Source organism: Oceanobacillus profundus, assembly GCF_003515705.1.
GTDB classification, from domain to species: Bacteria; Bacillota; Bacilli; order Bacillales; family Amphibacillaceae; genus Oceanobacillus; species Oceanobacillus profundus.
The window spans coordinates 373,661-394,855 of record NZ_QWEH01000002.1; the positions used below are offsets into that span (position 1 = coordinate 373,661).

At 38.0% G+C, this 21,195-nt stretch carries 17 protein-coding genes and 3 riboswitches; of the genes, 14 read left to right on the top strand and 3 right to left on the bottom strand.

Features of this window, described 5'->3' with window-relative positions; genetic code table 11:
- The first annotated feature begins 340 nt into the window (after positions 1-340).
- Positions 341-442, top strand: a riboswitch (glycine riboswitch).
- 3 nt (positions 443-445) lie between these two features.
- Positions 446-522, top strand: a riboswitch (glycine riboswitch).
- A 147-nt stretch (positions 523-669) separates the two neighbouring features.
- Positions 670-2,073 (top strand): amino acid permease, encoded by a 1,404-nt coding sequence (locus tag D1B32_RS05045; RefSeq protein WP_095309316.1) that lies wholly within the window; start codon positions 670-672, stop codon positions 2,071-2,073.
- A gap of 344 nt (positions 2,074-2,417) precedes the next feature.
- On the opposite strand, the gene D1B32_RS05050 is transcribed toward D1B32_RS05045, so the two are convergent.
- A complete protein-coding gene (locus tag D1B32_RS05050; RefSeq protein ID WP_095309314.1) occupies positions 2,418-3,719 on the bottom strand; it encodes a S8 family peptidase in 1,302 nt (433 codons plus the stop codon).
- Positions 3,720-4,203: 484 nt separating this feature from the next.
- On the opposite strand from D1B32_RS05050, the gene D1B32_RS05055 reads away from it, so the two are divergent.
- The 4 genes from D1B32_RS05055 (at position 4,204) to D1B32_RS24075 (ending at position 7,970) form a co-directional block, all read left to right on the top strand.
- On the top strand, positions 4,204-4,587 hold the full coding sequence (locus D1B32_RS05055; protein ID WP_095309312.1) for a MarR family winged helix-turn-helix transcriptional regulator: 384 nt from the start codon (positions 4,204-4,206) through the stop codon (positions 4,585-4,587).
- Positions 4,588-4,600: 13 nt separating this feature from the next.
- On the top strand, positions 4,601-5,800 hold the full coding sequence (locus D1B32_RS05060) for an MFS transporter (RefSeq protein WP_095309510.1): 1,200 nt from the start codon (positions 4,601-4,603) through the stop codon (positions 5,798-5,800).
- Between the two features lie 503 nt (positions 5,801-6,303).
- Complete coding sequence (locus D1B32_RS05065; RefSeq protein ID WP_118888842.1) at positions 6,304-7,773, top strand: alkaline phosphatase family protein; 1,470 nt, start codon at positions 6,304-6,306, stop codon at positions 7,771-7,773.
- Between the two features lie 20 nt (positions 7,774-7,793).
- Positions 7,794-7,970 (top strand): hypothetical protein, encoded by a 177-nt coding sequence (locus D1B32_RS24075; protein ID WP_187393130.1) that lies wholly within the window; start codon positions 7,794-7,796, stop codon positions 7,968-7,970.
- A 114-nt stretch (positions 7,971-8,084) separates the two neighbouring features.
- Here D1B32_RS24075 and D1B32_RS05075 read toward each other — a convergent pair whose 3' ends face one another.
- Entirely contained in the window at positions 8,085-9,686 is a 1,602-nt protein-coding gene (locus D1B32_RS05075) for a glutathione ABC transporter substrate-binding protein (protein ID WP_095309310.1), read from the bottom strand.
- Positions 9,687-9,880: 194 nt separating this feature from the next.
- Here D1B32_RS05075 and D1B32_RS05080 point away from each other — a divergent pair, with 194 nt between their 5' ends.
- From D1B32_RS05080 to D1B32_RS05120, 9 genes are all read left to right on the top strand, one after another.
- A complete protein-coding gene (locus tag D1B32_RS05080; RefSeq protein WP_095309308.1) occupies positions 9,881-11,002 on the top strand; it encodes an amidohydrolase in 1,122 nt (373 codons plus the stop codon).
- Between the two features lie 259 nt (positions 11,003-11,261).
- On the top strand, positions 11,262-12,182 hold the full coding sequence (locus D1B32_RS05085; protein ID WP_240033735.1) for a DMT family transporter: 921 nt from the start codon (positions 11,262-11,264) through the stop codon (positions 12,180-12,182).
- A gap of 166 nt (positions 12,183-12,348) precedes the next feature.
- The gene (locus D1B32_RS05090) at positions 12,349-13,170 is read left to right on the top strand and encodes a sulfite exporter TauE/SafE family protein (RefSeq protein ID WP_118888786.1); all 822 of its coding nucleotides are present in this window, start codon (positions 12,349-12,351) and stop codon (positions 13,168-13,170) included.
- A 12-nt stretch (positions 13,171-13,182) separates the two neighbouring features.
- Positions 13,183-14,589, top strand: coding sequence for a bifunctional metallophosphatase/5'-nucleotidase (locus tag D1B32_RS05095; protein ID WP_118888787.1), 1,407 nt, complete (start codon positions 13,183-13,185; stop codon positions 14,587-14,589).
- A gap of 75 nt (positions 14,590-14,664) precedes the next feature.
- The gene (locus tag D1B32_RS05100) at positions 14,665-14,973 is read left to right on the top strand and encodes a YunC family protein (protein WP_095309296.1); all 309 of its coding nucleotides are present in this window, start codon (positions 14,665-14,667) and stop codon (positions 14,971-14,973) included.
- 107 nt (positions 14,974-15,080) lie between these two features.
- Entirely contained in the window at positions 15,081-15,857 is a 777-nt protein-coding gene (gene yunB, locus D1B32_RS05105; protein WP_240033736.1) for a sporulation protein YunB, read from the top strand.
- Positions 15,858-16,066: 209 nt separating this feature from the next.
- A riboswitch (Lysine riboswitch) is annotated at positions 16,067-16,233 on the top strand.
- A 410-nt stretch (positions 16,234-16,643) separates the two neighbouring features.
- Positions 16,644-18,200, top strand: a complete 1,557-nt coding sequence (locus tag D1B32_RS05110; protein ID WP_118888788.1) for a Na+/H+ antiporter NhaC family protein — start codon at positions 16,644-16,646, stop codon at positions 18,198-18,200.
- A gap of 375 nt (positions 18,201-18,575) precedes the next feature.
- Positions 18,576-20,099 carry a sodium-dependent transporter gene (locus tag D1B32_RS05115; RefSeq protein WP_118888789.1) on the top strand — a complete coding sequence of 508 codons (1,524 nt, stop codon included), beginning with the start codon at positions 18,576-18,578 and terminating at the stop codon, positions 20,097-20,099.
- Positions 20,096-20,203, top strand: a complete 108-nt coding sequence (locus tag D1B32_RS05120) for a methionine/alanine import family NSS transporter small subunit (protein ID WP_118888790.1) — start codon at positions 20,096-20,098, stop codon at positions 20,201-20,203. The genes D1B32_RS05115 and D1B32_RS05120 overlap by 4 nt, the downstream gene beginning before the upstream one ends.
- Positions 20,204-20,272: 69 nt before the next feature.
- Here the strand turns inward: D1B32_RS05120 and D1B32_RS05125 are convergent, their stop codons facing one another.
- The gene (locus tag D1B32_RS05125) at positions 20,273-21,193 is read right to left on the bottom strand and encodes a M23 family metallopeptidase (protein WP_240033742.1); all 921 of its coding nucleotides are present in this window, start codon (positions 21,191-21,193) and stop codon (positions 20,273-20,275) included.
- Positions 21,194-21,195 lie beyond the last annotated feature (2 nt).

Here is a 21,195-nt window from a genome sequence, read left to right on the forward strand (position 1 = left end):
TGTTCTGTTATTTTTTGACTGTTTACTTAGTTATCTATTTAATAACATCCATTCTTCTTCTTTTCTCAACTTTTCCGCACGAATCAAATGTTAAACTCTTTACATATTTGACAGATTCAGACGCCGTTGACCTTTTTAATATTCTTGAAGGTTTACTGAACAATTTTTTGCTTTTTCCAGTGCTGCAGCACGATACTCGTTTTGATCAGGACAAGAATTTATATCTCGGAACTGCTTTAAATTTAATGTAATGACATTGATGAGATATCAAATAATATGCTATAATAAAAATTCTATTGTTATTACAATTAAGTATATTATACAGTTACATAACTTGCGGATGATTGTATTGGGAGAGAGCGAAGTATATCGCCACCGAAGGAGCAAGTTCCAAAAAAACCATTGGAATTAATCTCTCAGGTAAAAGCACCAATACAGGACGCTACTCTGGAGAGTGCAATTTATGCCACCAAAGGGGACCTTCTATTATAGAAGGATAAACTTTCAGGTAAAAGGACAGAGAATGGAAATAATATAGCCCTTCTCTATCCTTTTTTTAAATGTGGGATTTTTCAGTTATATAATTGAAATGATGATTTTATAAAAGACTGAAGAACTAGCAACTAAATCAATTAATAATTATCAAAAAGGTTGAGAGAAGGGAATTGTATGCAAGAACAAAAATTAGATAGGGGTTTAAAAAACAGACACGTACAACTGATAGCTATTGGTGGAGCAATTGGTACGGGATTATTTCTTGGTGCAGGAAAATCAATACATTTAGCAGGGCCATCCATATTATTCGCATACTTGATTACAGGTGCTGTTCTCTTTTTAATCATGCGTGCCCTTGGAGAATTGCTGTTAAGTAATTTAAGCTATCATTCGTTTGTTGACTTTGTAAGAGATTATTTAGGTGAAATGACAGCATTTTTAACTGGCTGGACATATTGGTTCTGTTGGATTTCCATTGCAATGGCTGACTTAACAGCAGTTGGCCTCTATACCCAGTATTGGTTTCCAACGATACCACAATGGATGCCAGGATTAATCGCGCTTGTTATTTTATTATGTATGAACTTGGCCACCGTAAAACTGTTTGGAGAAATGGAATTCTGGTTCGCATTAATTAAAGTCATCGCAATTCTAGCCTTAATAGTTACAGGTATTGTTATGATTATAAGTGGTTTTTCCACGGATGCAGGTGGAGCGAGTTTCACGAATCTATGGAACCACGGAGGTATGTTTCCAAATGGTGTAAATGGTTTCATCCTCTCTTTTCAAATGGTCGTATTTGCGTTTGTTGGTATCGAACTTGTAGGACTTACAGCGGGAGAAACAGAAAATCCAGAGAAAGTTATACCTAAAGCGATAAATAATATTCCTATTCGAATTATCATTTTTTATATAGGTGCACTTCTTGTTATTATGAGTGTGTATCCATGGACCGCTATCAGCCCAACTGAAAGTCCATTCGTCCAAGTCTTTACGGTAGTTGGTATCGTTGGTGCTGCTGGTATCATCAATTTTGTCGTTCTAACTTCTGCTGCTTCAGCATGTAATAGTGCCATCTTCAGTACAAGCCGGATGGTATATTCACTCGCTAAAGAGAAAAATGCACCGGAAAAATTTGCCAAGCTTGATAAAAGAAAGGTTCCTTCCAATGCATTGTTCTTTTCGACTGCAGTTGTTTTAATTTCAGTCGCATTAAATTATGTAATGCCAGAAGGAGTATTCACACTCGTTACAAGTATTTCTACAGTATGCTTTATATTTATTTGGGGGATTACGGTCATCAGTCATTTGAAATACCGTAAAACAAGACCTGATCTGGCAAAAGTGAATAAATTTAAGATGCCATTTTATCCATTTGCAAATTATTTAATCCTTGCCTTCCTGACATTTGTTCTTGTTGTGCTTGCAATTGCAGAAGATACACGTGTTTCGTTGATGATAACGCCCGTTTGGTTTATCGCGCTAATTGTGATTTATAAGGCACGCAAAAGAATCGTGCCCCATAAAGATAAGAAAAATGAAGAAGGATTAGTGGTGGATAAGGTTGAACGGGGATAATAATCTATATGTGGCAGCCGGGCTCATGTTTTAGTCTCATTATTAAAATTATTTGGCTCGTTTCAAATGGGTTAACATTTTTGAAGAAATACCTAAATTCCCTTTATCGCCCGGCTGATTTGGGCTGTAAGAAGCTCAAGGACAGTTGATGAGCTATTTTAAGAATCAGGTGATAGTAAAAAGTAAGTCAAATCATTCCTATCTGAAAAAGCCTAGGATGATTTGGCTTACTTTTTTTGCTCTTACACCATACATATAACTCTGCCTAATAGTATCTAGAGGAGACAGAGGGTTTGAAAAAGCAAAACAGTAAAACTTATACGAGTGAAGAAACACGTAAGCCTCTACTCGACATTTGCAAAGTCCTCAATCAGATCACTAGCATTTAAATAACCAGCACCTTGAATATGTGGGGATTGTCCCAAATCGTCGCATGCATCCAAAAGCCTTTCTTTGACTTGATCAGGCGTAAGATTTGGATCACGTTGAAGCAATTGTGCAATTACTCCTGCACATATCGGCGTAGCCATTGACGTTCCGGATAAGGACATATAGTGAGTGTCCACACGTGCTGCTTTATTGGTTTTATCAAGGAAAGATCTGGGAGCTCGTAAAGAGATAATATCGACTCCTGGTGTTAATAAATCTGGCTTAATAAGCCCATCAATCGTCGGACCTCTACTTGAAAAATCAGCTACTGAATCATCGGCTCGGTCAACGGTATTATTATCATCAGCTGCTCCGACTGTAATGACCTTTGGGCTTATTCCTGGACTTGCAATGGTTTGTTCTCCGGGACCAGAGTTTCCAGCGGCTACACAGACAACCATTCCGTTATCCCAGGCTATTTCAACCGCATTTACCACAGGATCATCTTCAGCAGGTGCTACAGCATCGGAACCGAGTGAAAGGGAAAGAATATCAATATTATATTCGGATTGATGTTGGATGCACCATTCGATTCCTTCAATAACAGTTGATAATGAACCAGCTCCCATCTTATCTAGTACTTTGACACCTACTAAATTAGCTTGGGATGCTGGAGCTTGATATTGTCCATTCGATAACAAGCCATTTCCAGCCGCATCTCCAGCACAATGAGTTCCATGACCGTTGTCATCATAGGGATCAGATTTCCTATTAACAAAATCCTTAAAGCCAATAATGCGATCTTGTAAATCTTCATGTGGATGTATACCAGTATCGATTACTGCAATGGTTACGCCTTCTCCTGTTAACCCATTATCTTTTAAAACATTTGCGTTTATTGCCGGGGAAGCGGTATCTAGTAAAGTTGTCACCTTTCTGTCTAAATAGACTTTTTGGATATGGTTGCAGTTCGTGATTAAATGTTCAATATTTTTTACGGATAATTTAGCTGAACAACAGGAAATAGAAGGGTATTCGCGAAGAGAACGACACTTTGTTTCCTTTACATCGTTTAACCCAGAAGAAAAGGAATCAGGGGCAAATTTTATTACGACGGGTAATTTCTTTGTTTTTTTTCTAACACGCTCTATGGAGCTTTGCAGGAAACAAGGGATATAACGAAAAGGTCGATAAAAGTTAACCATTTCTCCCCTTATATTTTTGTCAACTTTTTTTCCATTGCGTCGGACCAAGTCAATCATTGAAAAATTTAACATACACTTTCTCCTTTCTTTGATTTACGATATTCTACGTAAAATGTCAGAAAGGAGCGTGATTAAATAGTATAGAAAATAGTAAAAAAGGTAGATAACTATATGGTTATAGAGTGAATTACTATGAGGAAAGGGAAATTAGAGAAACTGTTTTCTAGTAAGAGTTGTGTTTCGTTTTTATTTATTAGGTAGAAGAGGCTGAAACATAACTAAAATACTTAATGTTAAAGACGAACGATGTACAAACTTAGCGAATTATATTTCCGGAGCGAGTTATTTGCATCAATCATGTTCGGTTTTCACTTCATAAAAATACTTTTGTCCCAGCTTCTTTTGTTCTAGCAATAGTAACTTTAGCATCGTATAGACAAATTCCTGAAATTTTGTTATCATGGATAATGGTTACCTTAGGTAACTGTTAGCTATGATAACCATATAGGAGGCGTTTTCCATAAAATCTGCACAGAAATTTTTCCATCAATTAATTATGTTGTATCGCCCTTTTGAAAATAGACTTAATGTCTTGTTGAATAAACATAACCTGCATCGAGCACAGTGGACCATTTTGTATTACCTGTACAATTATGGAGCTTCAACACTTGTGGAAATTTCTCATTATCAAGGTGTGGAGAAGCCTACCATCACTAGAACCTTTGCCAGTTTAGAGGAAATGAGCTATGTCGAACAGGTGGCTGGAAGAGATAAGCGCGAAAAACGCATGCAGCTGACTGGGCAAGGAACAGCTGTTTATGAGGAAGTACGTGTGACCATTGATCAGTTTGAAAAGGAAATTCTAAAAGACATCTCGGAATCAGAATTGATTGATTTTATTCGGGTGATGGAAGAAATTAAAAATAATATTAAGAAGTGAAGTGATAGAAACAGTGAAACAAACAAAATCTCAATTATGGACGAAGAATTTTATTATTATAGCAGCAGCAAATTTTTTCTTATATTTCGTTTTTTACTTATTATTAGTGACCATGGCTGTTTATGCAGTCGATAAATATCATGTTTCAGAGAGTGTAGCTGGTCTTATAACAGGTATATTTATCATAGGAACATTAGTAGGGCGTTTGTTTATTGGACGAATGATCTCATCTATTGGGTACAAGAAAGTATTATATTTTGGGCTTACCTTTTTTATTTTGACATCCCTTTTATACTTTATTCATGCAGGGATAGAGATACTGCTTGTAACTCGTTTATTACACGGAATCGCATTAGGGGTGGCAAGTACAGCTACAGGAACTATTATTGCTGAGTTGATTCCTAATGATCGAAAAGGTGAAGGGATTGGCTACTTCAGTATGAGTATTACGCTGGCAACAGCCATTGGACCCTTCTTTGGACTATACATGAGCTCACATACGAGCTATCAAGTGATTTTTGGCTTTTGTCTTGCATTAGCGATTATTAGTTTTATCATATCTCTGTTTGTTAAGATACCATTTGCAGGAAAACCTGCAAATGTGGCTGAAAGAAGGAAAATTAAGTTTTCCGATTTTGTGGAACCAAGAGCACTGCCGATTGCATTCATTGTAATTATCGTATCACTTGGGTATTCAAGTGTTCTTTCTTTTATTAATTTCTATGCAATCGAGATTGGTCTTGTCGAGGTGGCAAGCTTCTTTTTCGTTGTTTATGCAGTAGCTATCCTAGTATCACGTCCATTTACAGGTCGCTTAATGGACTTAAAAGGTGAAAATACTGTTATGTATCCAGCTTTTATTCTGTTTGGTGCAGGATTACTGCTTCTAAGCTTTACAACGAATAGTTTTGCTTTATTAGCAGCTGGTGTTCTTATTGGCCTTGGATTCGGAAACATGCAATCCATTACCCAAGCAATAGCGGTTAAAGTGACACCGCCAGATCGGATTGGATTAGCAACATCAACTTACTATATCGCGCTTGATGCTGGTCTTGGATTCGGTCCTTATTTACTTGGCTATCTGATTCCGCTAACTGGATATAGCAGCTTATATTTCATGATGGGGCTCATGGTTTTCGTTACGATAGTACTTTATTTCTTCATGCATGGAAAAAGGAAAGAGCGGATTGGCGAAAAAGCCGATGCCATGTAAATGTCAATAAAGCATAGATATTATAGATTATAAAGAAAGCAAGTTTGTTCGTAGTTCAAGGTTGTTATACCTTATGAGATAAAATTCTACTATAGAGGGAAAATGCAAACCCTTGTCACCCTTGTCACGATAATATCTGTGGCAGGGTTATTTTTATTTGTTCCTAATTGTTGAAAGTGATATGTAGCAGTTAATATTGATGCAATATCAAATCAATTCGAATGAGCTTGTTGAGCGCATGGCTGAGTAACTTACATTCATGAAATTATAGATATTGTGCAAAATAATAAAATAGGACCCAATTATTTTGGATTGAAAACTGCTCACGTTTTGGACAACCTCTCGAATTATTTCTATAAGCTAAACACATAGTAATCATTATTTTATAGTAGATTTTTGAAGCTTCTTGCTGGTCTTTGAATAGTTGCTTAAAAGAAAATAGAACCGATTCAGAGCAAAGAGGGGGAAATTCACATATTGAATCTCGTGCGAGGATGGTAATTATGAAAAAAAACACACAATCGAAAAAACCTGTAATCTTGCTGAACATCGATTCATTGATGTCTGAACCGCTGGAATTAGCTATTCAAACAGGACGAGCACCTGCTTTACAATTTTTGATGGAAAATGGTAGTTATTTTACGAATATGGTGACTTCATTTCCAACCATGTCGGTAACAATCGACAGCAGCCTTTTGACAGGTACTTATGCTGACCAACATCATATACCTGGTTTAACTTGGTTCGATAATTCCAAAAAAGAGATTATTAACTACGGTACTGGTTTTAGGGAAACGTTTAGGTTAGGGATTCGCAGAACGGTCCATAATATGCTTTTCCGACTGAATAATGAGCATCTGAGCAGTGAAGTCACTACAATTTATGAGGAATTAGCTAAAAGGGGGATGAATTCAGCTTCCATTAATTCCTTTGTATATCGTGGAAACACCCCGCAAAAGTTGCAAACACCAAAGTTATTCAGTGCCTTGACGCGATTTAAAAATGGAAAGTGGACAACGGAAGCAGCAAATATCTTTTCTTTGGGAACCTTTTCAAAAGTACGTCCATGGGGATTCGCAACGCAAATAGCTGCTGGAAACTATAAATATACTGCTCGGGAACTTAAGTATCTTATTAGAAAGAACAAACTTCCTTCATTTACCTTCTGTATATTTCAGGACATGGATGCCCGAATTCATTTAAAGGGGCCGATGGATATTAAAGGTATCACAAAGATTGATAAGGAAATTCAAAAAATATTGGATTTGTATCCAAGCTGGAAGGAAGCAATTAATCAAAATGCATGGCTAGTGATGGGGGATAATGGTCACTCTGCAACAGGAACAAATCATCGAGAATTTGTCATTGATTTAAGAAAATGGTTAAAAAAATACCGTATCTCCCGAATAAGACGCCCAGTACATAAGAAAGATCAGATCGTTCTATGTGTAAATCAGCGGATGTCTTATATTTATGTACTGGATGACAGTCTGCCGTTGTCTGCTATTATCGAACAGCTCAAAAACGATGAGAGGATCGATATTATAGCCTGGAAAAATGAAAGCTCCATTCATGTAGAATCTGGTATGAAAGAAGGGTCACTGAAATATCGCCCTTCCGGGAAATTTACTGATATTTATAATCAATCATGGAGTATAGAAGGGGATGCTAAGATTCTAGATTTAAATCTGACCACTGAAAAAAGAGTCACCTATGGTAACTATCCAGATGCGTTAGCTCGGTTGTATAGTGTTTTCAACTCCCATTCGGGGCGTTTCATTGTCGTCAATGCGAAACCGGGCTGTGAGTTTAAGGCGCAATCATCACCTGTCCATCTTTCTGGTGCAGCACACGGTTCCTTGCACAAACAAGAATCTCTTGTACCACTGATAATAACAGGAACCGAGGAGGAACCAATATATCCACGTGTTGTAGATATAAAGGAATTTATAATTCGGTTGCTTCAAGATTAAGGAGAGTTCAGCTGCAAACGATGGCAGCAAAAGGAATAATTCGTCCTTCTCGAGAATTTGGTATATTTAGTGAAAGAGAAACCATACTTGGATTAAATATGGCAGATCATCGTAACCTAACTGTCCATACGTATATTGAAGCGTTGGCGTTAGAAATTTTTGCAAGCTTACCTCAGTATCAGCTCTTGCGTAAGTGAGTGGAACGAATCAAAATTAAGATAGTGTAAGTACATGTATTAAACGTGTCGGGGTTATTTATTATATGAAAGGAGGTTGCCCGAACCCTCGGACAGCCTCCAAAGCAAATAAACTTATTCCTCAATAGATACTTCTTTCAAGTTTAGCAATTTTGAAGGATACATTGTTAATCCCTTCACTTCATCACGTACACCTAATAAATAATCTTTGTGCGTTAAGTAAGCCATTGGAGCAAGATCTACAAGCATTTCTTCTGCTTGTTTATAAAGCTCTAATTGCTCAGCTTCGTCTTGTGCTTGACGAGCTTCTTCAATTAAGGTATCTAGTTCACTGTTTTCAAAGAATACCGTATTTCCAGATGCTCCAAGATTATCACTGTGGAATAATGGATAGAACGTATTATCCGCATGGGCAGTACTGTTAGACCAACCTAAAATAAACATTTCCTGTTCGCCTGCATCCAGTTTTTCGATATATGCTCCCCATTCCAACACCTCGATTTCAACCGTAATTCCAATTTCTGCAAGCTGTGATTGAATATTCGTTGCAATGTCCATACGTTCACGCGTATCGTTTGTCATAAGAGTTGTTGTAAATCCATCCTGGTATCCTGCTTCAGCAAGTAATTCTTTTGCTTTACCTTGGTCACGGGATAGTCCTTCTACATTTTCATCATAACCATAAACATTTGGTGGTAGAGGACCTTCCGCAACTTGTGCATATCCCTCGTAGATTCCATTGATTATTTGATCTTTATCAATGGCCATTGTAATTGCTTGACGGACAAGCTGGTCATTAAACGGTTCTTTCGATGTATTAAATCCAACATAATCTAATGCAAGGCTTCCTTGTTGTAGAACGGATAAATTTTCTTTAGATTCGATCTGTGATACATCTGAAGAACTTAATGGATTAGAAATGTGGGTGTCTCCTGTTTCTAATTCAGCGATACGTGTTAAATCTTCTGGTACGACTTTAAAGGTAACCGATTCGATCTTAGCTGGTTCTCCCCAATAGTCTTCGTTTTTCACTAGACGGATAAGCTGTCCAGGCTGCCATTCTTCAAATTTTAAGAAGCCAGTTCCAATTGGATTTGCATTGATAACACTACCAACAGATTCTCCTTCTCCCATAGCAGCATAATCTTCCCTGATTTGTTCTGGTGAAATCATACCTGAAACCGAATGGCTTAGGTTGGATGGTAAACCAGAGTACGGGAATTCTGTTTTGAACTGAACGGTATAATCATCCACAACGACAACTTCGTTAATCATATCAAGTAAGTATGCTGCAGGGGCAGCAACTTCTGGATCATTGATACGTTCTATGTTCGCTTTTACAGCTTCGGCATTAAATTCAGAGCCGTCATGGAAGGTAACGTCTTCACGTAGTTTAAACTCCCAGGTTGTTTCGTCAATTTGTTCCCAGCTTTCTGCAAGTCCTGGTTGAAGCTCCATATTTTGATCGTAAGATACCAATCTTTCAAAAATATTGTTTTGAACATCGAATGAAGGAACATCATTCGCACCAGCAGGATCTAGTGATATTGCATCCGAAGCGGTAGAGATGACTAATTCTTTGCCACCTGCCGTTTCATCCCCTCCGTTTGAACTAGAAGAAGATTCCTCTGGTTCACTAGCACAAGCTGTAAGTAAAATAGCTAAGAAAAGGATACTAATCAAGGATAATGAGTATTTTTTTAATGATTCAAACAATTTTGTTTGCTCCTTTCGTGTCGGAATATGTCTAAATTTGTACAAAAGATATAATAATTAATATATAATAACTTTTAGAATAAAACAATAGCTTTCTAACGGAAATTATTTAAATAGTTAGGATAAAAGCCTTATAAGCTATTTTTTATGGGGAATTTAGAATTGTACCTAATAATATAGTAGGAGTGGTATTCATGTTGGCAATAACCAATGCAATTATTTATGACGGGAAAGGAAATAGATTCGAGGATCAAGATCTTATCATTGAAAATGGCAAGTTCGCAAAGCTTGTACCTGCAAGTAAGATCCCAGATTTTTATCATGTAATCGATGCACAAGGGAAAGTACTAACCCCTGGTCTTATTGACGTTCACACCCATTTAGGGATTTCTGAAGAAGGTGTTGGGTTAGAAGGAGCTGATTATAATGAAACGAGTAGTTCCGTTACCCCTAGCTTGCGTGCTATTGATGGAATTAATCCAATGGAAATAGGTTTTGAGGATGCTAGAAAATCTGGTGTTACCACGGCCCAAATCATGCCGGGTAGTGCCAATGTTATTGGGGGAGAAATGGTAATATTAAAAACCGCTGGAAATATTGTAGATGAGATGGTCGTAAAATCTCCATCAGGTATGAAGGCTGCCTTAGGAGAAAATCCGAAACGATTTCACGGTGGAAAAGGAAGAATGCCTGTTACGAGAATGGGTGTTGCTGCACAGCTAAGGGAGAAATTAATCGAAGCACAAAATTATTTACATAACGAGGAGAAGGAACGAAAGCTAGACTTAGAGAATTTAGCGAAAGTATTGAAGAAGGAGATTCCATTACGTGTTCATGCCCATCGCGCGGATGATATTCTGACAGCATTGCGTATCAAACGTGAATTTGATATCGATATGACTATTGAACACTGTACAGAAGGACATAAAATTGCAGCGTTCATAGCTAAACATGACGTGAAAGTATCCGTTGGGCCAACGATGTCTACACGTTCGAAAGTGGAATTAAAGGATAAAGGCTGGACTACAATTAAAACGTTAATGGATGCTGGAATAGCATGCTCGTTAACTACAGATCATCCAGTTGTTGGGATTGACTATCTTGTTACAAGTGCTGTTCATGCAATTCGGAATGGGCTAAGTGAACAGGAGGCACTTCAAACAATCACATTAAATGCTGCAAAACATCTAGGTATTGAAGATCGTGTAGGATCCATTGAGCCAGGGAAGGATGCTGATTTCGTTATTTGGAGTGGGAGTCCTTTTGATTTATTGTCTAAAGCGGAACATGTATATATTGAGGGGGAAGAGGTGTGAACAAATAGTTGTTAATATTTGATTGATTTGTATTACAGATATATAAGGATAGAGCAGTATTATATGGTATCGTAGAAGATAAGAAATAGTTACCAGGTCGGGCTAACTTAGGATGCTCGACCATATTTTATAAAAATCAGCCTTTAACTATGGTTCTGAAAAACGTAATACGGTAAAAAATCATCTATAATTAGCAGTGAATTTAGATAGCTATGGTTGCAAACGTAACGAAAGAAGGGATTAAATGGGGAATTCCCTAATGTATGGGCAACTTATTTTAGTAATGGTCATGTGGGGATTTAATGTAATTGCAATTAAAGTGATTGTAGGGCAATTTTCAGCAGTGACGATCACTTCTTTTCGCATTTTCTTAGCAGCTGTTGTTGTGTATTTAATCTTATGGGCAAGAAAACAAATACGTTTACCTAAAAAACAAGAATTATCTTACATTATTCTTGTTTCCGTTACAGGGGTAGTTGGCCATCATTTCTTTCTATCGGTTGGGTTGACGCAAACAAGTGCCTCTAATTCAGGTTTGCTTTTAGGGACAGTTCCGTTATTTACTTCCATACTTGCAAGTAAAATGTTAAAAGATAAGCTTTCCTTAATGAGGATAATTGGCATTATTTTTGGTTTGTCCGGTGTTTCTTTCGTTATTCTTGTTGGGAATATAAATGGTTTGACAATGAATATCGGTGATATTTATATTTTTCTTGCAGTACTATCTCAAGCGTTAAGTTTTATCTACATAAAAAAAGCAACAGAAACGATGGGAGCGAGATTAGTTACTGCAACAACTTTATTGATAGGATCATTTTTATTATTTTGTATCGGTTTCGTTTTGGAGCCAGAAGGAATATCGAGTTTGCAGGATGGGACGTTGGTTGGGTGGTCTGTTTTCCTTGCTTCCGCTATTTTTGCAACTGCACTTGGTCAATTTCTGTACAATCATGCGATTCAAAATGTAGGGCCAGGGAAAGCATCGATATTTATGAATTTACAACCTTTCTTTGCATTGCTGGGCTCTTTTTTATTTCTTGGTGAACAAATTTCAGTTGCGCATTTCTTTGGCTTTATTCTAATTGTAACGGGTGTTATTTTAGGATCTGGTATAATGGATCGGTATATTTATAAGAAGACTTTGACAGGCATTAATTTAAGGAAACGTTACGATGACTAAGAAAAAGTATCGTGTTGTTTGTTGCTAAGTTAGTAATTCATTTGATACACAAGGTTTACTCATTCGTACTCGTATAATGAGAAATATTTTCAACAAGATACAATGCGAGTTTCATTCATCAATATGATAAGATATAGATACAATATTACAGATGGTAGGGGTTGTTTTGGTTTTTTTAATATGTTTAACGATTGGTCTGATTACCGCATTTGTTGGATCAATTATGGGGCTTGGCGGGGGAATTATTCTTATACCAACGTTACTGTTGGTTAGCTCGTTTTTAGATAGCTTTTCCTGGGTGACTCCACAATCCATTGTTGGGATTTCTTTAATTGCTATGATTGTTACAGCACTATCCTCAACACTGTCATATGCAAAAGTGAAACGAGTTGATTATAAAACTGGACTTTTATTTCTGACGGGAAGTATTCCAGGCGGAGCAATTGGTTCATGGTTAAATCAGTTTGTTGATTCGAAGTCATTTTTATTATATTTTGGCATATTAATGATCGTTATATCCCTTCTTTTCTTTATTAAAAGGGATCGGAATCATAAAAAGGAATTCACTGGGGATGAAAAAGGTGTCCGTACATTTGAATTATTCGGAGAAACATATCGATATCGTGTACCGATCTTAGGAGCGTTTGTGCTATCCTTAATTGTTGGGACGTTATCCGGGCTTTTTGGAATTGGTGGTGGTTCCATTATGGTGCCGGCAATGATTCTGTTGTTCGGGTTTCCTGCACATATTGCAACCGCAACATCAATGTTTATGATTTTCTTTGTTAGCATTGTTGGTGCTAGTACACATATTGTGCTTGGACATATTGCATGGGAATATGTATTATTCTTTATCCCAGGTGCTTGGATTGGTGGGAAGTTAGGTGCAAAGGTGAATCAGCTTCTTCCTGGAAAAGTATTGGAATGGGGATTGCGCGTCATTTTAATTTTTATTGGATTGCGTATGATTTATCAAGGATTCTCCTAAGGGGTTATGTAAATGGAAGAGAAATTCTACTTTTATTATACGAATGATTTACATAGTGATTTTAAACAATGGCCACGTGTTGTGACTTATTTAAAAGAAGCACGAGCGCTACGGAATCAACGTGGTGAATCAAACTGGACAATTGATATTGGAGATCATGTAGACCGATCTCATTCTATAACAGAGGCAACAATGGGAAAAGCGAATGTCAAGCTATTAAATGATGCAGGTTATGATTATGTTACCATCGGCAATAACGAAGGGATTACAATGTCTCATCAGGATTTATACCATTTATATGATGAAGCTGCATTCGAAGTCACATGTGCGAACCTGCATAGTACTGATAACATGCAGCCACCATGGTTACGTCCGACAGTAAATATTGAGACAAAGCATGGTGTGAAAATTGGTATGATTGGTTTAACTGCGCCATTTAATGCCTTTTATGAGCTATTAAATTGGTATGTTTCACCTGAATTTGAAGTTTTGGATAAGTATATGGAAGATCTAGAGCAATCCGTTGATATAATCATTGTCATGTCGCATCTTGGTATTACCATCGATCAAGAAATTGCAAGAAGGTATGATGCTGTAGATGCGATTATTGGTGGCCATACACATCATTTGCTTCGTAGTGGCGAATATATCAATAATGCTGTGATTACTGCAGCAGGAAAGCATTGCGCTTATATAGGTGAAGTTATTCTTACTTGGGACCATAAGCAGAAAAAATTGGTGAAAAAAGAGGCATATACAGCTGACATTACGCATTTGGAAAAAGATGCTGAAACGGAGCAGACATTACACGTGATGCTAAATGAGGCTAATAGCTTGCTTGGTGAAACCGTTGTACAGATTGACAGTCCATTGACTGTTAATTGGTATAAGGATACACCAATCATGCAGGAGCTGACGAATACAGTTAAGGAATGGACAAAAGCCGATGCTGCGATGTTGAATAACGGTCTGTTACTGGAAAGCTTACCAGTAGGGGCTATCACGTATGGAGATATTCATCGGATTTGCCCACATCCAATTAATCCTGTTGTTGTGGATCTGAAAGGAAATGAATTGATCGAAGTTGTCCGTGTATCATTAACAAAGGAATTTATGCAGCTGGCATTGAAAGGCTTTGGATTTCGTGGGAAAGTACTGGGAAGAATGATGTTTGCAGGAATCCAGGTAGAAACAGGATTTCATAAAAATGGTGAGGAGTATGTGAAACAGGTTCTGTTAGAAAATGGAGAAGAGATCGATCCAGATCGAACATACTATATCGCGACTGCCGATACCTTCACATTCGGCCGTCTATTACCGGAGGTAGCGAAATCGGATTCGAAGCAATATTTTGTCCCGGAATTTTTAAGGGATTTGCTCGCAAAAACGCTTCGTGCTAAATTTCCATATTATTCCTAAGAGGCCGCTGCTTGTGACATGTTGGCCCCTTCATGCATACACATATATGGTACATTGCGAAGGGGGCAATTCATTATGATTACGGTAAATCCACTTGAAGTAGACGGCATGATTTTTATGGCAGTACGTGTTGAGCTTCCAAAAACGAATTTGCTGACGATATCCAATGACATTGGCTATATTATGTGTGCGGCATTGGATGTAGATATTTTTAATGAAGTTCCAAAATTAATGGAGCGTAATGTTATCGCGGGGCGTGCGATGGGTGTGCGAACGATCGATGAATTATTACACGCTCCATTACAGAAGATAACAGATGCTTCAAAAGCTTATGGCTGGGAAGTTGGTATGACGGGTAAAGAAGCTTTGTTAAGAATATCATAATTAATGCAAATGTCTTCCATTAGGGAGGCATTTTTATTATGTTTATAAATTACTTAGTCTACCCCCTGTGGAACAAGCATAGGATTATTCCAGAGGGGGTTCCTGAGTTGAGACATAAAAAACGTTTTCGCAAACGAACAGCATTGCCTCCAGGGAAACATATTTTAATCATAACGATGATTATTTTTGTAGTCTGTGTATTTTTAAGTATGCAATTAATTGATAAACGAATTGAACCAGTTCTAATGCATATAGCGGAAAGAAGAGTCGATGAGTTTGCAACGCGGGCGATCAATTCAGCCGTTCGGTATGTTGAAGATTATAGTTTTGATGACATGGTAAATATTACATATGACAATGAAGGGAATTTTTCAACGTATAACTGGAACAATTCTATCATCAGTGAAATTAATCGAGTCGCAACAGACAGGGTGGAAGAATTTTTCATCAACGTTAACCGCGGTGACCCATTGGAATTTGAAGATCCGCTTACCGAACCATATGAATATAGTGATGGTGCTGAAGATATGGCGAAACAGGATCCGACATTGGTTGAGATCCCTTTAGGGCAGGTTACCGGAAATACGGTACTTGCAAACCTAGGTCCGAAAATACCGATTAATTTCGAGGTTGTAGGGAATGTTCGGACAAATGTTGTACGTGAAATTGAGGAATTTGGTATTAATGGTGCTTGGGTATCGCTTTATATTAATGTAGAGGCGGATGTGCAGATTGTCATCCCATTTACATCCGATGTAACAACAGTTAATACGGAGATATACTTGGATGGTAGTGCCATTATGGGCAAGGTTCCAGATTTCTATGGTGGTGGCAGTGATGGTCCGTCAATTGCTATACCAAAAGACGACTTGCAGAATAACTAAAAATCTAGTATAGTATGGGAGTAACTATGTGTATTCAAAAGGAGGATAAAAAGGACCGAGAAGTTCGAGGCAGCGTAGCTTCCCGTACCGGAACGTATGCAATTAATACGTGAGGAACGGAAAAGCAAGCTAACGAAGAAATTCGAAGTGTCACTTTTACCGGACTTTATGAATATCCTTTAACTCAATAATAAACCTTATCAGATCGGTGAGGTAGAGGCGCAAATATTATAAGTAATCCACCGGAGAATGACAACAGTGATGGTTGGTGAAAGGGGTATTTGCCGAAGCGTAATAAGAGTCAAACTTATTATTTGCTGGTACATCTTTGAACAAGAGATGTACTGTCATGCTTAAAGTGAGAGTTCAAAAAAGAGGATAAAAAGGACCGAGAAGTTCGAGGCGGCGAAGCTCCCCGTACCGTAACGTATGCAATTAATACGTGAGAACGGAAAAGCAAGCCAACGAGCTTCCACAGGATGTGGTGACTTCGACGTTCGACACAGGACGTGTCGGTACTTAGTCGAAGGTCTACTGATCTCGATGTGTCATTTTTACCGGACTTTTTGAACAACCGCTGAAATGGATGTGCATGGAGAACTACTGATCGAGATGGAGGATAACGTATATTGTAATTGTAAAAAACAATGATGGTTATTTTCTGTCATTGTTTTTTTGTGTGCTTTTTTAAGAAGCTAGCACGTACATATGTCGTAAACCAACATTTCATCATCAACTCGTTTATCTCGAAAACCACATCTGAGAAATAATTATGGGGGGATCACAATGGAAGGTACAATTTATTCGATTATTCCAGCATTAATCATGCTGGTGCTCGTTATTACAACGAGGAAAATTTTATTATCATTAGGATCAGGGATAATAATTGGAGCATTATTTATTCATGATTTTAATGTGTTGCAAGCAGTTAAGGAAATTTGGTATGTATTTTATGAAATTTTTGTTTCAGAGGGAGCACCTAATACAGGAAATATTCAGTTAATTGGATTTTTATTATTATTAGGTATCATGACTGCCTTTTTACAAGCATCCGGAGGAAGCAGAGCTTTTGGTGACTGGATGATGAAACGAGTGAAAACACGTAGAGGTGCACAGTTAATGACAGGCGTTTTAGGATTAATTATTTTTATTGATGACTATTTTAACAGCCTTGCAGTTGGTCAAATTGCAAGACCATTAACAGATCGTCACAAAGTGTCCAGAGCGAAGCTTGCCTATTATATTGATTCAACATCAGCCCCGATAACAGTTATTTCGCCTATCTCAAGCTGGGGAGCTTATATTATTGGAATTCTTGGTGGATTGTTTGCTGCCAATGAAATTACAGAATATCAGCCGATTGAGGCATTTATCTGGATGATTCCGATGAATTTTTATGCAATAGCAGCAGTCCTGCTTGTATTTATTGTAGCGTATTTTCAATTTAATATTGGTCCAATGCGTACACATGAAAAACGTGCGATGGAAACAGGAGAGCTTTTGAATCCAGAGCAGAATACGGTTGCAGGGGATTTAGGCGATGTGTTTAAGCCAAATCAAAACGGAAAGGTATACCATTTATTTATACCAATCTTAGTTCTTTTTGTAGCTACCGTTGTAGCAATGATAACTACGGGTATTCAAGCAACAGATGGAAATGCTACGATATTGGATGCTTTTGCGAATACAGATGTTAACAAATCATTAGCAATTGGTGGTATTTTAGCCGTATTGACTGCTTTTATTTTTCATTTAGTCCAAGGAAAGCCAAAAGCAAATTCTATGAAAATCTTTGTAGAAGGGACAAAAACGATGCTTCCGGCTATTTATATTCTCATTTTAGCTTGGATGATCGGTTCGGTAATCGGTACATTGGAAACAGGGACCTATTTAGCGAATTTAGTTAATGATTCCTCTATAGGTGTTAGCTATCTACCGTTAATATTCTTTGTTATTGCAGCGATTATGGCATTGTCTACTGGGTCTTCATGGGGTACATTTGGTATCATGCTTCCAATTGCAGCAGAAGTAATGAGCAATACAAATATTGAGTTATTACTGCCGGCATTAGCAGCTGTACTTGCAGGAGCTGTATTTGGTGATCATTGCTCACCTATTTCTGATACGACGATTCTCTCCTCAACAGGAGCAGGGGCTAACCATATTGATCACGTATTAACGCAGCTGCCATATGCAATACTTGCAGCAGTTGTAGCAATACTAGGGTTTTTACTGCTTGGATTGACAGGGCAAATTATGCTTTCCTTGGCAGTTACACTTGTATTCCTTTTTGGGATTGTATTTGTATATCGTACTGTTTTAAAAAGTAAAACAGCGGAATAAATATAGGCTGAAAAATTTCTAAGATGTGTGATGACGTAATGTCATCACACATCTTTTTTTGTTGCACCAGGAAACTATAAAATTTGAATGCTGTGGATAACTTAGTTACCTAAACGGCTACGTCCAGCTCCAGCGCCCAGCGACTAGCGAGACTTCCCTCACCTCCGTACGATAAGTCAACATCGACTCCCTGCGGTCGTCGTGTTTCCTTTATCTCCTGCGGCTCAGTCCAGTCCGTACGTCGCTAACCGGGCGCTTGCGCTTTTGTTCTTCGTAAGGAAACTATGTAATAAATATATCAGAAAAGAGTAATTATTGTAAACCTTCATAATATAAATAATACAGAGCTTGTATAAAAAAAGGGGAGGTTTGGTCATGGAAAATCGTTCTCAGTGGGGGACAAGGGCAGGTTTTATTTTGGCGGCAGCCGGATCGGCTATCGGCCTTGGGAACATTTGGCGTTTTCCTGCAGTTGCCTATGAAAATGGCGGCGGAGCATTTCTGATTCCTTATCTGTTTGCACTGCTTACCGCCGGAATTCCGATTTTGATATTGGAATTTACAATGGGACATAAGTATCGAGGTTCTGCACCATTAACGTTTAAACGAATGCATAAAAAAACAGAATGGGTTGGCTGGTGGGGAGTTGCAGTAGCATTTATTATTTCAACCTATTATTCGGTAATCGTTGCCTGGGCCATATCGTATTCTGTTTTTTCTTTTAATTTAGGGTGGGGAGAGGATACACAAGGATTTTTATATGGCGATTATCTAAATTTAGCAGAAGTCCCAGGACAGATAGGGAATCTGGTTCCTGGTGTATTAATTCCTTTAATCATTGTTTGGGCACTGGTATTAGGAATTCTATTTAAAGGTGTGAAGAAAGGGATTGAAATTGCAAATCGTATTTTTATTCCAGCATTAGTCATTATATTCCTCATCATTGTTATTCGAGCACTAACCCTTCCAGGAGCTATGCAAGGATTGGATGCGTTTTTTGCACCTGATTTCAGCCAAATTTTTTCACCGGATGTATGGATTGCGGCATATGGACAAATTTTCTTTAGTTTATCCATTGCTTTTGCAATTATGATTACGTACGCCAGTTATTTGCCAAAGAAATCAGACATTACAAATAACGCTTTTATCGTAGGATTTGCGAATTCTGGTTTTGAATTGTTAGCGGGTATTGGTGTGTTTGGTATTTTAGGATTTATGGCTTTACAGTCAGGTTTGCCGATTAATGAAGTTGTAAGTGGTGGAGTTGGCTTAGCATTCGTAGCATTTCCAGCAATCATTAATGAATTCACAGCCTTTAACGAACTTTTTGGGGTATTATTCTTTGTTTCGTTAATGTTAGCTGGATTAACCTCATTAATCTCAATTACAGAAACGTATGTATCTGGTTTGTCGGATAAATTCCAAATCTCAAGGAAAAAAGCAGTCCTAATAGGCGGTGGTTTAGCCGCTGTTATCTCGTTGCTGTTTGCGACACAAGGCGGACTGTTCTTCCTGGATGTAGTTGATTATTTTATTAATCAATTCGGTGTAGCGATGCTTGGGTTTGTTGAGGTTGTCTTAATTGCTTGGATTCTCCGTAAGGTTAAAATGTATAAAGATCATGCAGACGGGATTTCGGATATCCGACTTGGTTCATGGTGGACAATTAGTTTAGGGGTAATAACGCCTATCGTCATGGGATACATGATGTATGGTTTATTTAAGCAGAACCTCCTAAAGGAATTTGCAACGGACACAGGTAACTATGAAGGGTACTCCAATACATTTATCTTATATGGTGGTTGGTCGATCGCGATAGCAGCACTTGTAATTGGTATTTTGATGTCGTTAATCAAATGGAAAAAGGATATAGACGAGAAAAAGGAGGCTAACGAATGAGTGGTGCATCTATTTTTGTAATGGTAATTGGGATGATAATAATTTGGGGCGGTCTGATTGCGAGTGTATGGAACGCAATGAGAAAATCAAAGCAAACAGATTAAAGTGTTACAAAGGAGTCGTTACCGGAATGGTAACGACTCCTTTGCTTATACGTCGGATTTATGGTCCAACTATTGTTTATCTCTAGCCATGCGTTCCCATTTTCGCAAGTAAGGGTAGGGGTCAAAGGACCATTCACTATACCCATTATCCTTATACATCCCGTAGTGTAAATGGGGCGGGAATTTTCCAGATGTTCCTGGTGGACCATAGCCGGTTGATCCAACACTGCCGAGCACATCTCCAGGCTGTACAACTTGTCCAAGTTTTATATTATCATCATAACCACTCATATGCGCGTAATAATGATAAATATTAAAAATGTCACGTATTCCAATGCGCCAGCCACCGTATAGGTTCCAGCCCATCATTTCAATTACGCCATATGTGGTTGACTGAACAGGGACACCATAGTTTGCGAAAATATCTGTACCCTCGTGAATACGCAGCCCACCAAAGCCTCTTCGGTCTCCCCAAGTATTGCGATAACTGTAATTATGCTGAATCGATACAGGGAAGTCTCTATCTGTTAAATTGATATCTTGGAACGTTGCAAATACCTTTGCCGTATTCATGATAGTTTGAACGGTTAAATCACGCTGATAATGATTCCACAGTGCAATTTTAATATCATCCTCTGTAGGACCATATTCTAGAATAAGCATTGCCATCGTATAAAGAACATCTTCTTCATTGGCTGGATCTGCCTTTCCATCACCATTTCCATCTTTTCCTTCTCCATCGAAAGTGTCGATAATAGTTTCTTCCGTTATTTGTGAGCTATTCCCTGGGCCAAACCATAATTCAGAAGCGAATTCTATTGAGATTACTTGCTCAGGTTCATCACTGCTTTTTATGTTACGTTCATAATTATCAATAGCAGCAAAATAGTACCAAGGAATTTGTGTTAGTGCTTCAGTCTTTTTAAAAAGTGCCATTCGCTTATCATAAACGGATTCCTCATTCTCGGCATTGACTGCATTAGCGTTCAAGA